The organism is Micromonospora sp. Llam0 (assembly GCF_003751085.1).
Taxonomy (GTDB): domain Bacteria; phylum Actinomycetota; class Actinomycetes; order Mycobacteriales; family Micromonosporaceae; genus Micromonospora_E.
In genome coordinates this window covers 1723010-1735625 of sequence record NZ_RJJY01000002.1, presented here as the reverse complement: position 1 = coordinate 1735625, position 12616 = coordinate 1723010, and the positions used below count along the sequence as shown (strand labels likewise).

Genomic DNA, 12616 nt, shown 5'->3' with positions numbered 1-12616 from the left:
CTCCTGAGACGGTGTCGGCACCCTCGTGAGGTGCGTCCGGTGCGCCGGGCCGGTGGGCCCTGCTGGCTCCGAGCCTAGTATCGGCCGCAGCGCGACGGACCCGCCCGCTGCGGGGGTGTTTGCCCCCGGCGGGGGCGGTGTCGTGCGGTTTCGTGGGAGGATCGCGCCGTGCCGTCCCTCTTCGCTTCCTTCGCCTCATACCTGCGGGTGTACGAGCCGCTGGCCGCGTTCGACCGTGAGCGACAGGTCTACTGGCGCCGATACGTGCGGGAGGGCCGCGCGGTCGGCCCGCTGGAAGGGCCGGGCCGGCAGCGGACGGCGGTGATCGAGGCGCTCGGCGCGGGCTGGACCCGGCTGCCCGACCTGCCGGACGAGGCGTACGTGCTGGAGTCGGACGACACGCTGCTGGTCTGCCCGTGGAACCTGCGGGTGCGGGTGGCGGAGGCGGCGTTGAGCGCGCGCGACGGTGTCCCGTCGGTGCTGGCCGACGCGTTCGTCCCGCCGGTACTGGCCGGTCAGGCCAGGGCGGTGATCGACGACTGGCGCAGCGGTGCCCGGGTGCTGGAGCACGGGGTGCCGCGGGTGCACGAGCAGGCCGCCACCTGGGGGGTGCCGTTGCGGTGGTTCGTCTTCGTGGACTTGGCCGAGCGTGACCTGATCGTCACCGGGGCGCGCCGGGCGCTGCGCTACCGGACCGAGATATCCAAGGCCCGTCGCCGGGCGTCGCGCGGACTGTCGGTGTTGCGTAAGTCGGTGGGGGATGCGCCGATCACCGAGGCGGTGGAGGAGAGCGCCCGGTGGCTCGAGGAGTTCCATCCACGGTCGGTGGTGGAGCTTGACTACGGTGGGTTGGTGCGGCTGCTGCCGGACGAGACGTTGGAGGCCGACGATTCGCCGGGTCTGGTGAGCGCCGGGTTGGCGGCGCTCGGCCGGGGCGACGCCGAGGCGGCCGGCGAGGCGTACGAGAAGCTGGTTGCCCGGTGGCGTGCCGTTCAGCTACTGGAGCGCTGCAACTAGTAGTCGACGAAAAGGGTGAATCGGTTTCAATCACCGAGTATTAGGCGCAGATTCTGCCGCGAATCCCGAAGAAGATTCGTAATCACCCGTTCACGACCGGTGATCAAGAGTCCGATTATGGTATGTTCTGTCACAAAAAAGGGAGAAAAATCGGTCATTGCTCATCCGTCCATCCAAGGACGTTCGGCCGTTCGGCCCATGTCGGACATCGGGGACTAGCCGGACCATGGGAGACGCGTCGGCCGGCGGGACCCCGGCCGATGTCTATAGCACTGTGGAGGAGTGACTGATGGCATCGCGTACGCACGAACCAGAGCCGTTGCTCACGCCGGCCGAGGTGGCGTCGATGTTCCGAGTCGACCCGAAAACCGTCACCCGGTGGGCGAAGGCCGGCAAGCTCAGCGCCATACGGACGTTGGGCGGCCACCGCCGATACCGGGAGTCGGAAGTACGTGCCCTGCTGCAGGGGCAGATTCCCCAGCAGCGGCAGGGTGATTGACTGGCCTCTCCAAGTGGCTGACATCGGCTACGCCAAGGGGCGGTGATCTCGGCTCGTCCGGGGTCACCGCCCCTTGTTTCATGTGCACTGCGTCAACGGCGGCCCGGCGGATCTCCGCCGGGCCGCCGTGTCACGATGCGTACCGTACTCAGCTCGCCGGCGGGTGCCCGCCGTCGCCGTCGACCACCTCGTCCGGGGTGCCGTCCTCGTCCAGATCGACCATGGTGATGTCCACCATGCCGTCCCCGTCGGTGTCGAACTGGTACATGTCGGCCTTGCCGTCGCCGTCGGTGTCGACCACCCAGACGTCGGTCTGCCCGTCGTTGTTGGTGTCGGCCTTGAGCAGATCGACGCGATCGTCACCGCGCGTCTCCACCGACTCCTGTGCCTCGGTCATCCCAGGTCCCTCCATCGCTCAGTCACAACAGCTGCGGATGTCGACAGTAGGGTGCCATCCGGCCGGCCGCGACCCGGCCTCACCTCGCCGCGTACGGGTTGACCGTCGGATTCAGGTAGGTCACCGTCTCCGGCACGCCGTCCTGGTCGGCGTCGCGCAGCGTCTGGTCCGCCTGGCCGTCGAAGTCGGTGTCCTGAACCCAGGTGTCCGTCCGGCCGTCGTGATCGGTGTCGGCCGCCACCTCGTCGATCAGGCCGTCACCGTCAGTGTCGGTGGCGACCACGTCGATCCAGCCGTCGCCGTTGGTGTCCGCGCTGACCTCGTCGACCCGCCCGTCGCCGTCGAAGTCGCGCAGCATGCTCTCCAGCCGACCGTCCCCGTCGCCATCGACGTACGCGACCTCCGCCAGACCGTCGCCGTCGCTGTCGTGCAGGACCACGTCGGCGAGGCCGTCCCCGTCCCGGTCGACCAGCACGTCGGTGGAGCCGTCAAGATTGTGCTGGACGATCGTGTAGGATCCGCCGTCGTACGGCTCGGCGCCGTAAGGGCCGTCGCCGTACGGCTCGTAGCCGGCATCGTCGTGGCCCGGGTCGCCGCTCGGGCCCAGTCCCTGTTCCGCTTCGACCGCCTCGTCACCGAGGGCCGGATCGACCCACTCACTCATCCTGCCGCCTCTTCCGCAGATCGTCCTGGCTGCTGACAAGGGAAACCGTACGCAGCGGCGACCTGCCTGTGATCCCGAGAAAGTGCCAGCTGGGCGGACCGGCCGGCGGGTGCCCGGCGACCGCCGGCCCGGTCTACTACCGGCCCGGTCTACTGGTTGATCGGCAGCCCGGCCGCGGCCAGCGACTTGATCACGTCAGCCGACTCGGCGAAACCGATGATCAGGACCGCGTCCGCGCCGAACGCCTTGATCTCCTGGGCTTCACTGTCGAAGTTCACCGGCGGCGCGTCCGCGCCGGCCGGCGGCTCGTAGCTGAGCAGCTTGAGCCGGTCCGGTCCGACCCCGGCCCGGTCCAGCTCCGCCCGGACGTTCTCCTGCAGGCCCTCGCCGTACGAGTCCCTGCGGGCCACCAGCACGATCCGCTGCGACCCGTCCCGCAGGATCACGTCGGCGAGCGCCCGTCCCTGCAGCAGGTCCGACGGCGCGGTACGGAAGTACAGGCCCTGGTCGTCGACCTCGCTCAGCCCGGCGTCGGTGTTGCTGGGCGAGAACAGGATCAGCCCGGCGGCCGCCACATCCGGCAGCACCTCGCGGGAGATGCCGGACGCACCGGCACCGATGATGACGTGCACCCCTTCGTCGACGTGCCCGGCGACCGTCCGGCGGGCCACGTCCGGGTTGGTCCCGTCATCGCCGTCGAACCACTCGACCGGCTCGCCGAGCACCCCGCCGGCCTCGTTGATCTCCCGGACCGCGAGCGCCGCGCCGGCCGCCAACGGCGGGTACGCCAACGCCAGGTCGCCGGTGCGCGGCAGCAGGCCGCCCAGCTTCAGCGGTGCCTCGGCGCGGGTGGCGAAGGTCTCCGGCTCGGCCGGTGGCGGTGCCGCCGTGGTGGTCGTCGACTCGTCCCCGGCACCGACGAACTCGGTCTTGCCGTCGTTGATCTGGCCGTCGCCGTCGAAGTGCAGGGTGGCGTAGCTGGCGGTGGACGGCTCCCCGACGTCGGTGAAGCCACCGCGTTTCAAGGAGACCCCCCGGTAGGCGATGTCCGTCCCGTCCCGGGCCAGCTCCAGGCAGAGCGCGACGACGTCGCACTGCTCGCCGCCGGTGGTCACCCCGTTGATCTGGGCGGCGATGTCGGCCGGGTCGGTGCTGCCGGCCAACTGGGTGGCGAGCGCGCTGATCACCACGGCGTCGTACGCCTCGCCGGCGTACAGGAAGTCGTTGAGCTGCCGGTCGACCGTGCGCAGCCGGCTGATGAAGTCGTCCGACAGCGGGGTGAGCGGGCTGGTGCCCTTCATCCCGGTCAGCAGCGTGGTCTGCCCCTCGAACTCCGCCCCGAACGAGTTGCTCATGTTGCCGTCGGTGCCGTACAGCCGCACCGGGTTGACCTGGGACTCCTCGGTGGCCGCCGGTTCGGCGCAGCCCGCCGCGCCGACCAGCATGATTGCGCAGAACGCCAGGGCGGCGGTGCGGGAGCCGCGTGACACGAGCATGGGGACGTCCTCCATCGGCCGAAGGTCCGCAGGGCACCTTAGCGCCTCCTCGGCTGGAACGCGACGTCAGCCGGCCTGCCGGTGACGGCGACCCGGCCAGCGGCTTGACCTCGCCGCCTACCCTTCCGCTCATGACCGACCGACGCGATGGGTCCGACGAGGCGTTCACCGACGCTGCGGAGATCCTGCGCTCCGCCTTGGCCGGTGACAGTGACGGTGTGGCGGGTGCCTTCGACGCGGTGGTGGACCGCAGCGGGGTCACCGGGGCGTACGACGTCGCGTGGTGCCTGGCCGCGACGATGGTCGGCGACGACGTACCGGCCGGCGGCTGGGCCCTCGACTTCCCCGGCATCGACGAGGCGGGCTACGACGCGCGGTGGGTGGCCAGGTTCATCAGCGCGTACGCCAACTCGGACGACTCGACCGGGGAGGCGCTGTTCGGTGCCGCGCTGGCCGACGGGCAGCTGCCGGAGTGCCTGCTCACGCTGGCCGGGTCGGCGGTCGCCACGCTGCGTCGCCGCCGGGCCGCCTGACGGGAGCCCGCCGAGCTGCCGGTCACCTGCTCCAGTCGTGTTTGGCCGCCCGGACCAGCTTGTCCTTCAACTCCCGGGTGTGCCGTCGGGAGACCGGCAGCTCGGTGCCGTCGATCACCACCACGTACCCGGAGCTGGCCAGCCGCAGCTCGGTGATCAGCCGGAGCTGGACCAGGAACGACCGGTGGATGCGGACGAAACCGGCGTCGGCCCAGCGCTCGCCGAGGGTGGCCAGCGGCACCCGGACCAGGTGCGAGCCGTCGGCCGTGTGCAGCCGGGCGTAGTCACCCTGCGCCTCCACCCAGCGCACCGCCGACCGGGGCAGCATCCGGGTGGTCCCGGCCAGCTCCACCGGGATCGCCGGGTCCTCCTCGTTGCGGGCGATGGCCGCCGGATGGGTCGGCACCACCCGGGCGGTCAGCACCCGGCGGACCGACTCGGCCAGCCGCTCCGCGCGTACCGGCTTGCGGACGTAGTCGGTGACACCGAGGTCGAAGGCGTCGACCGCGGCGTCGTCGTACGCGGTGACGAAGACGATCGCCGGTGGCCGGGCGAACCGGCGCAGCACCCGGGCCAGCTCCATGCCGTCCAGCCCGGGCATCCGGATGTCGAGGAAGACGGCGTCGACGTCGGTGTCGCGCAGCACCCGCAGCGCCTCGGTGGCGTCGGCGGCCGTGTGCAGCCGGGCCACCCGGGGGTCGGCCCGCAGCAGGTACGCCAGTTCGTCGAGGGCGGGCGGTTCGTCGTCGACCGCGAGTACCCGCAGGAACGGGGTCACGACAGCACCTCCCACCGGCCGGTCGCGCCCGCCCCCGGCCGTACGTCGGGGTGGAACTTCGGCACCCGCATGCTCACCTTCGTACCCGCTCCCACCGCGGTCTCCACCACCAGCCCGAACTCGTCGCCGAAGACCGAGCGCAGCCGTTCGTCGACATTCGACAGGCCGACGTGCTGGCCGGCGTCGTCGGCCGGATCGGCGCCGCGACGTACCGGGTCGGCGCCGGCGGTCAGCACCGCCGGGTCCATCCCCACCCCGTCGTCCTCGACGGTGATGTGGCACTCGGTCCCGGCGTCCCGCGCCTCGATGCTGACCGTGCCGAGCCCTGGCTTGCGCGACAGTCCGTGCCGTACCGCATTCTCCACCAGCGGCTGCAGGCAGAGGAAGGGCAGATGCACCGGCAGCACCTCCGGGGCGATCTGCAGCCGGACCTGGAGCCGTTCGCCGAACCGGGCCCGTTCGATGGTCAGGTACCGGTCGATCGACCTCAGCTCCTCGGCCAGCGTGGTGAACTCGCCGTGCGCCCGGAACGAGTAGCGGGTGAACTCGGCGAACTCCAGGATCAGATCCCGGGCCCGTTCCGGGTCGGTCCGGACGAACGACGCGATCGCGGTCAGCGCGTTGTAGATGAAGTGCGGGCTGATCTGCGCCCGCAGCGCCCGTACCTCGGCTCTGGCCAGCCGTTCCCGTGACGAGTCCAGCTCGGCCAGCGCCAGTTGGCTGCCCGCCCACCGGGCGGTCTCCAGGGTCGCCTGCACCAGCCCTGGCGCCGGATCGTCGTCGACCACCGCGATCAGCGCCACGGTGGCGTCGCCGTCCGGCCCGGTGAGCGGGGCGACGACGGCCCCGCGCACCAGACAGTCGGGCCGGTCACAGGGCAGGTCCCGGGCGGTCAGCACGAGGGAGCGGCCGGCGTCGAACGCCCGCTGGGCGGCGGCGGTGAACTGCTCGGCGTGGTGCTGGCCGCGGCCGTCGAACGCGAGCACCGCCTCGCTGCCGACCAGCGCCGCGCCCGGGGCGCCGACCAGCGCCCGCAGGTGCCGGACGGCCTTGGCCGCGTCGGCCGCCCCCAGCCCGTTGCGCAGCGGTTCAGCGGCCAGGCCGGCGGTGTGCAGGACCTGGTACGTCGCCCGCTGCGTCGCGGTGGCGATCCCGCGGCGGGCGCGCAGCCGGACGACCGCGTACACTGCGGCGGCCAGCGCGGTCACCAGAGCCAGGACCGCCAGTGGTGCGGATAGGTTTGCCGCCACGGACAGATCTTGTCCGCTACCGGCGGTGCTGCCAAGCGGAAGACGACGAATGGTCGCTCAGCGGTCGGCTGCCCGCTTTCGACGGACTTTCTGCCATCCGTCGGCATCCGGGACCGGTCGGCATCCGGAACCGGTCAGTAGGCACCCTTGCGGGCCAGCACCACGCCGATGGTGCGCCAGAGGATGCTCAGGTCGTAGGTCAGCGACCAGTTGTCGACGTAGTAGAGGTCCAGCCGGACCGCCTCGTCCCAGGACAGGTCGGACCGGCCGGAGACCTGCCACAGCCCGGTCATCCCGGGCCGGACCAGCAGCCGCCGCCGGACGTCGCCGAGGAAGTCGCCGTCGTCGGCGGGCAGCGGCCGCGGCCCGACCAGCGACATCTCGCCCTTGAGCACGTTGATCAGCTGGGGCAGCTCGTCGATCGAGCTGGCCCGCAGGAACCGACCGATCGGGAAGACCCGCGGATCGTTGCGGATCTTGAACAGCATGCCGTCGGTCTCGTTCTGGTCGACCAGCGAGGCGAGCCGCTCCTCGGCGTCGACGTACATGGTCCGGAACTTCCAGACCCGGAACACCCGGCCCTCGTGGCCGACCCGGGGCTGCCGGAAGAAGACCGGACCCCGGTCGGAGAACCGAATCGCGATCGCCACCGTCAGGAACAGCGGTGCCAGCATGATCAGACCCAGCCCGGCGGCCACCCGGTCCAGCAGGTTCTTGGCCAGCCAGCCCAGTCCGGAGAGGGTGGGCTCCTCGACGTGCAGCAGCGGCAGACCTTCGATCGGCCGGATGTGCACCCGGGGACCGGCGATGTCGGTCAGCTGCGGTGCGACCACCAGGTCGATCCCGCTGCCTTCCAGCTGCCAGGCGAGCCGGCGCAGCTCACCCGGCTCGGAGCTGGCCGAGCCGCAGACCGCGATGGTGTCCGCGCCGACCTCCCGGACCAGGGCGAGGACGTTGCGGCCGGCGTACACCGGTACCGGGGTCTCGAGGCCCCGGGCCGCCGCGTAGCCGTCGGTGAGGTGGATCGCGACCGGCATCAGCCCGGCGGCGGGACTGCGGGTCACCGCCCTGAAGACCTCCAGGGTCTCCGGCAGGGTGCCGACCAGCACCATCCGGTGGGTGGCCTGCCCGATCCGCCGACGCAGTACGTGCAGGGCGTACCGGGCGAGGAAGCGGAACATCAGGATGAACGCCAGCGCGCCGAGCAGCGCGGTGGCCACCGAGAGCCGGGACAGGTCGGTCTTGGTGGCGAAGGCGAGGAACGAGACGCTGGCGGCGACCGTCACCCCACCGCGCAGTACCCGCTTGAACTCGTCGGTGCCGAGGCCGAGGTAACGCCGGTCGTAGGAGCCGGTGCCCCAGAGCACCACCACCCAGCCGAGTGGCAGCAGCAGGTAGGTGACGGTGTGGAACCAGGTGGCGTCCGCATCGGCATCGGAGAACCCGGAGGTGGCCTTCTCGAACACCGAGATCGACAGGTAGCTGGCCAGCACCGCCGCCGCGAAGTCCAGCGTGAGCAGGATCGCGGTGTACGGACGGTGCCAGCGCGACGCGCGACGCCGGGCCCGAGCCCAGGCGGACCGGGGTACGCCGTTGGTCGGTGTCGGCGTCGGCGGTTGGATCTCGAAGCTGTCGACGTGGCGCACCCTGTTGCTCCGGCTGGTGTTGGTTACCGGGCGCTGGAGGCTTGTCGTCACCTCACCCACGTCCTCCCGCGTGACACGTGCCGCCCACTCTCCGTGAAGGCTTGGCTCGCCCACCAGCTCAGTCTCTCACGGTGCCCGTACACGGACGGTAACCCGAAAGACTTTACGCCCCCCGGCCGAACGGTGGGGGACCGGCGGTTCCGGTGGTGTTGAAGCATTGGGACCGGGCCACTATACCGATGGATCGTCTCCGAGGAAGTCTCCGTTGTGGTGCAGATCGCCGTGGCGCGGGACGTACGGGCTTCTGCACCCCATTTGGTCACCTAACGCACAAGACGGGACAACCGTCGGTCAGCGAGTGGGCGGCCGCCGGTCTGGCAGGTGGGGCAGTACTGCAGGCTAGAATCTGCAAAAGAGACTTCCCGCACCAGATCGCCGCAAACAGGGCAGGGCAGGCCGGTTCGACCGTGCACCCGCATCCCCGAGCGCTTCTCACCCTTCAGCTCGGCCGCCCGCTGACCTACCGACCGGTCCACCGCGTCGGTCAGCACCCGCCGCGCCGCCTCGTACAACCCCGCCAGCTGATCGTCGGTGAGCCGATTGGTCAACGCGAACGGCGACAACCGCGCGGTGTGCAGGATCTCGTCCGAGTACGCGTTACCGATGCCGGCCAGCACCTCCTGCTCGGTCAGCACCCCCTTGACCTGACCCCGCCGAGCGCGCAGCCGCCGCGCGAAGGTGTCCGGGTCCACCGCGAGCGCGTCCGGACCCAGCCGGGGCCACCCCGGGCACCTGCGCCGGATCGGTCACCAGGTACGCGGCCAGCTTCTTCTGCGTACCGGCCTCGGTCAGGTCGAAGCCCGAGCCGTCGTCGAGGCGGACCCGTACGGCGATCGGCCCCTTGCCCGGCTTCAACGGCGTGGCCGAGGGAAACGACTCCCGGTAGTGCAGCCAGCCGGCCCGCGCCAGATGCACCAGCAGGTGCAGCTCCGCCCCGCCGGCCTGCGCGCCGGCCGCATCGGCCGCATCGGCCGCATCGGCCGCACCGGCCGCACCGGCCGTCGCGCCGAACGTGACGTCGAGGAACTTGCCGTGCCGGCCGGCGTCGGTCACCGCCGCGCCGGCGACCGCCGACGGCGGCGGATCGTACGTCTTGAGCGCGTTGATCGCCGACACCTCGACACGCTCGACCCGACGGCCGACCGCGCGCTGGCGCAGGTAGGCCGCGAGCGCCTGTACCTCCGGCAACTCGGGCACGTCCTAGATGATCGATTCCAAGGGGTCAGTGGTCGAATGCGGTCAGGGAGCGCAGGGTCGGTTGGCCGGTGTGCCAGTTGTGCCAGATCGCGGCGGTCAGGGCGAGGACGCGTTGCAGGACCCGGACGGCGACGCCGGTGATGGTCCGGCCGCCGTGCTGTTCGAGGTCGAGTTGGCTTTTGAAGGTCTGGTTGACTGATTCGATGGTCTGCCGGACGGCGCGGAGCAGGCCCCGGCCGGGTCGTGCGGGTTCGGTGCGGTACGCGGGGCGTACGACGGTGACATCGTTGTCGTTGAGCCAGATTTCGGTGTCGCGGTCGCGGTAGCCCTTGTCCACGACCAGGATCACCCCGTCGGGGTGGTGGAACATGCCGGGTTGCAGGGTGACCAGGTCGATGAGGACTTCACGTTCGTCGGTCTTGGCGTTGGTGAGGGCGAACGCGACCGGCAGTCCGTGGACCGTGGTGACCAGGTGCAGGCGTAGTCCCCAGAACAGCCGGGAGTGGGAGGCGCAGTAGCCGTAGCCGGCCCAGCCGGCCAGGTCGGAACGCTGCACCGTCTCGCGGGATGTGCCGCAGGGCACGGGTGTGGAGTCGGCGATCCGGATCGGGTGCCGCCACGGGTCGGTGTCGGTGGCGAGCACCGTGATGAAGTGGGCCAGTTGGGTGGTCAGCGCTCGCAGCCGTTTGTTGTAGCCGGGCTGTTTGGGCAGGTGGGGGAACAGGTGGATGATGGATTTGCGGGCGTAGCGGATCCAGCGGGTCTCGTTGTGGTAGCCGAGTAGTGCCTGCATCACTGACACCGTGATGAGTTCGGCGTCGGTGATCCGGGCGGTGATGCCGACCGCTGGACGCCACCGGTTGAGGTGCGGGGACGCCTTCAGTTCGTCGTCGATCCTGACGTACAGTGCGGTCGCGAGGGTGTCCAGATCGACGTGCACGTGGCCTCCATGGTTTCGCTGCCTAGGCAACGTTGATCATGGATGCCCTCGCGTCCGCTTGCTACCCCGTATCCCTTGGAATCGATCATCTAGACGGTAGCGTCTGACGACGTCGAGCAGGAGGGTGGACCGGTGAGAGTCGTCGTGGCGCACAACCGATACCGGCAGGCCCAGCCGTCCGGCGAGAACGTCATCGTCGACAGCGAGATCGACCAGCTCACCGCCGCCGGCGTCGAGGTGATTCCGTTCCTGCGCAGCTCCGACGACATTCCGGCGCTGCCGGCCACCGGCAAGGCGCTGCTGCCGATCTCGCCCAGCTACGCCCCGGCCGCCCAACGCGACCTGGACCGGCTGCTCACCGAGCACCGGCCGGACGTGCTGCACCTGCACAACCCGTACCCGCTGATCTCGCCCTGGGCGATCCGCACCGCGCACCGGCACCGGGTGCCGGTGGTGCACACCGTGCACAACTACCGGCAGGTCTGCTCGGCCGGGCTGTACTTCCGCGACGGCCGGATCTGCACCGACTGCCGGGGGCGGGCGATCGGCCTGCCCGGCGTGGTGCACCGCTGCTACCGCGGCTCCCGGGCGCAGAGCGCGGTGATGGCGGCGACCCTGGCCCTGCACCGGCCCACCTGGCGCTCGGTCGACCGGTTCATCGCGCTCACCTCGGCGGTCGCCGGGCACCTGCGCGACTACGGCGTCCCCGACGAGCGGATCGTGGTCAAGCCGAACGCGATCGCCGATCCCGGCCCGCCCGCCCCGCTCGGCGACGGTTTCCTCTTTCTCGGTCGGCTCACCCCGGAGAAGGGCATTGGCCTGCTGCTCGACGCCTGGCAGCGGCACCCGGACGGGTCGCTCGGCACACTGCGCATCGGCGGCGACGGCGAGCTGCGGCCGCTGGTCGCCTCGGCCGCCGCCGGCCGCACCGACATCGACTTCCTCGGCCCGCTGGACAGATCAGCGGTACGCGACGCGCTGCGCGCCAGCGCCGTGGTGCTGGCCGTCTCCACCTGGCACGACGTCCTGCCGACCGTGGTGATCGAGGCGTTGGCCAGCGGCCGGCCGGTGCTCGGCACCGCCCTCGGCGGCATCCCCTACCTGGTCGGCGCCGACTCCGCCGGGGCCGGGATTGCCGGCCCGGCCGGTGCTGTTCCCGCCAACGCCACCACTGCTGCCGGCTGGGTGGTACCGCCGGAGGCGGCCGCACTCGCCGCCGCCCTGTCGTTCGCCCGCGACGGCGCCGCCGCGCTGGCCGGCGTCGCCCGTACCCGCTACGAGACCACCTTCCACCCCGACGTGGTGATGAAGCAGCACCTGGCCGTCTACGACGCGGTCGCCACCAAGATCAGTTGATGAAAAACCGGCCGACACGCCGGTGCCATCCCGAATTTTTGTCATTTGATCTTCAGGCCGGCGAGGCCGGTCAACTGATCAGCGGAGGGCGGAGCGGGCGGAGAAGGTGATGCTGGCCAGCAGGAAGCCGCCGTTGACCACGGTGAACGCGGCGATCAGCCAGACCGTCAGCACCGGAGCGGCGGTCAGCACCAGCCCGGCGACGGTGACCACCGCTCCGTAGTCGCGGATCAGCTTCACCAGCCGTACGGGCAGCGAGGTCGAGGTGACCATGCTGGCCGCGTTCGGGCCGGCCTGCATCACCGAGGTCACCAGGTTCACCATCCAGGTGCCGGCGAACGCCGCGAGCAGCCACACCGGGGTTTCCGGCAGCTGCGCCACCGCCACTGCGGACAGCGCCGTGACCAGCGCGATCTGCGCGGCCACGTCGCAGAGCACGTCGACCCGGGCACCGGCCGGGCTGGTCTGCCCGGTCACCCGGGCCAACTGCCCGTCGGCGCAGTCCAGCGCGTACGCGATCTGCCAGCCGACCAGCGCGACCAGCCCGATCAGCCAGGCCGGGACGGAGCCGTCGGCCACCGCGTCGGCGGTCGCGATCACTACCACCGACGCGGCCAGCCCGAGCAGCAGGTTCGCCACGGTCAGCACGGTCGGTGCCAACCGCAGCCGGGCGGCGGCGTACGCGAACACCGCCCCCAGCCGCTGGCTGACCGTCTCGCTGAACAGCCCACCCCCCCTGTTCGCCTGAAAGAAGTCTTTCAGGAACGGAACGGCCACCGTTTG

The 12616-nt window shown here is 70.9% G+C and carries 12 protein-coding genes and 1 pseudogene; 4 read left to right on the top strand and 9 right to left on the bottom strand.

Annotated elements, in window-relative coordinates:
• The first annotated feature begins 168 nt into the window (after window positions 1-168).
• The gene (locus EDC02_RS35165; RefSeq protein WP_123606442.1) at window positions 169-1017 is read left to right on the top strand and encodes a hypothetical protein; all 849 of its coding nucleotides are present in this window, start codon (window positions 169-171) and stop codon (window positions 1015-1017) included.
• A gap of 289 nt (window positions 1018-1306) precedes the next feature.
• Window positions 1307-1516: a BldC family transcriptional regulator gene (locus tag EDC02_RS35160; protein WP_007073996.1), complete on the top strand. Its 210-nt coding sequence runs from the start codon at window positions 1307-1309 to the stop codon at window positions 1514-1516.
• A 148-nt stretch (window positions 1517-1664) separates the two neighbouring features.
• Here the strand turns inward: EDC02_RS35160 and EDC02_RS35155 are convergent, their stop codons facing one another.
• The 3 genes from EDC02_RS35155 to EDC02_RS35145 all read right to left on the bottom strand — a co-directional run bounded on the left by EDC02_RS35155 (window position 1665) and on the right by EDC02_RS35145 (window position 4073).
• Entirely contained in the window at window positions 1665-1913 is a 249-nt protein-coding gene (locus tag EDC02_RS35155; protein WP_199758031.1) for a hypothetical protein, read from the bottom strand.
• Between the two features lie 79 nt (window positions 1914-1992).
• Window positions 1993-2577, bottom strand: a complete 585-nt coding sequence (locus EDC02_RS42125; protein WP_123606440.1) for a hypothetical protein — start codon at window positions 2575-2577, stop codon at window positions 1993-1995.
• A gap of 149 nt (window positions 2578-2726) precedes the next feature.
• Window positions 2727-4073, bottom strand: coding sequence for an ABC transporter substrate-binding protein (locus tag EDC02_RS35145; RefSeq protein ID WP_123607396.1), 1347 nt, complete (start codon window positions 4071-4073; stop codon window positions 2727-2729).
• A 131-nt stretch (window positions 4074-4204) separates the two neighbouring features.
• On the opposite strand from EDC02_RS35145, the gene EDC02_RS35140 reads away from it, so the two are divergent.
• On the top strand, window positions 4205-4606 hold the full coding sequence (locus EDC02_RS35140; RefSeq protein WP_123606439.1) for a hypothetical protein: 402 nt from the start codon (window positions 4205-4207) through the stop codon (window positions 4604-4606).
• A gap of 22 nt (window positions 4607-4628) precedes the next feature.
• Here EDC02_RS35140 and EDC02_RS35135 read toward each other — a convergent pair whose 3' ends face one another.
• The 5 genes and pseudogenes from EDC02_RS35135 to EDC02_RS35115 all read right to left on the bottom strand — a co-directional run bounded on the left by EDC02_RS35135 (window position 4629) and on the right by EDC02_RS35115 (window position 10477).
• Window positions 4629-5384, bottom strand: coding sequence for a LytTR family DNA-binding domain-containing protein (locus tag EDC02_RS35135; RefSeq protein WP_123606438.1), 756 nt, complete (start codon window positions 5382-5384; stop codon window positions 4629-4631).
• A complete protein-coding gene (locus tag EDC02_RS35130; protein WP_123606437.1) occupies window positions 5381-6634 on the bottom strand; it encodes a histidine kinase in 1254 nt (417 codons plus the stop codon). The genes EDC02_RS35135 and EDC02_RS35130 overlap by 4 nt, the downstream gene beginning before the upstream one ends.
• 134 nt (window positions 6635-6768) lie before the next feature.
• Window positions 6769-8280, bottom strand: coding sequence for a sugar transferase (locus EDC02_RS35125; RefSeq protein WP_199758030.1), 1512 nt, complete (start codon window positions 8278-8280; stop codon window positions 6769-6771).
• Between the two features lie 323 nt (window positions 8281-8603).
• Window positions 8604-9537: pseudogene (locus tag EDC02_RS42600) on the bottom strand (Fpg/Nei family DNA glycosylase).
• A gap of 25 nt (window positions 9538-9562) precedes the next feature.
• The gene (locus tag EDC02_RS35115) at window positions 9563-10477 is read right to left on the bottom strand and encodes an IS982 family transposase (RefSeq protein ID WP_123601185.1); all 915 of its coding nucleotides are present in this window, start codon (window positions 10475-10477) and stop codon (window positions 9563-9565) included.
• A gap of 132 nt (window positions 10478-10609) precedes the next feature.
• Between EDC02_RS35115 and EDC02_RS35110 the strand changes: the two genes are divergently transcribed.
• A complete protein-coding gene (locus EDC02_RS35110; protein WP_123606435.1) occupies window positions 10610-11833 on the top strand; it encodes a glycosyltransferase family 4 protein in 1224 nt (407 codons plus the stop codon).
• 78 nt (window positions 11834-11911) lie between these two features.
• Here EDC02_RS35110 and EDC02_RS35105 read toward each other — a convergent pair whose 3' ends face one another.
• On the bottom strand, window positions 11912-12610 hold the full coding sequence (locus EDC02_RS35105) for a CDP-alcohol phosphatidyltransferase family protein (protein ID WP_233606599.1): 699 nt from the start codon (window positions 12608-12610) through the stop codon (window positions 11912-11914).
• Window positions 12611-12616: the final 6 nt, after the last annotated feature.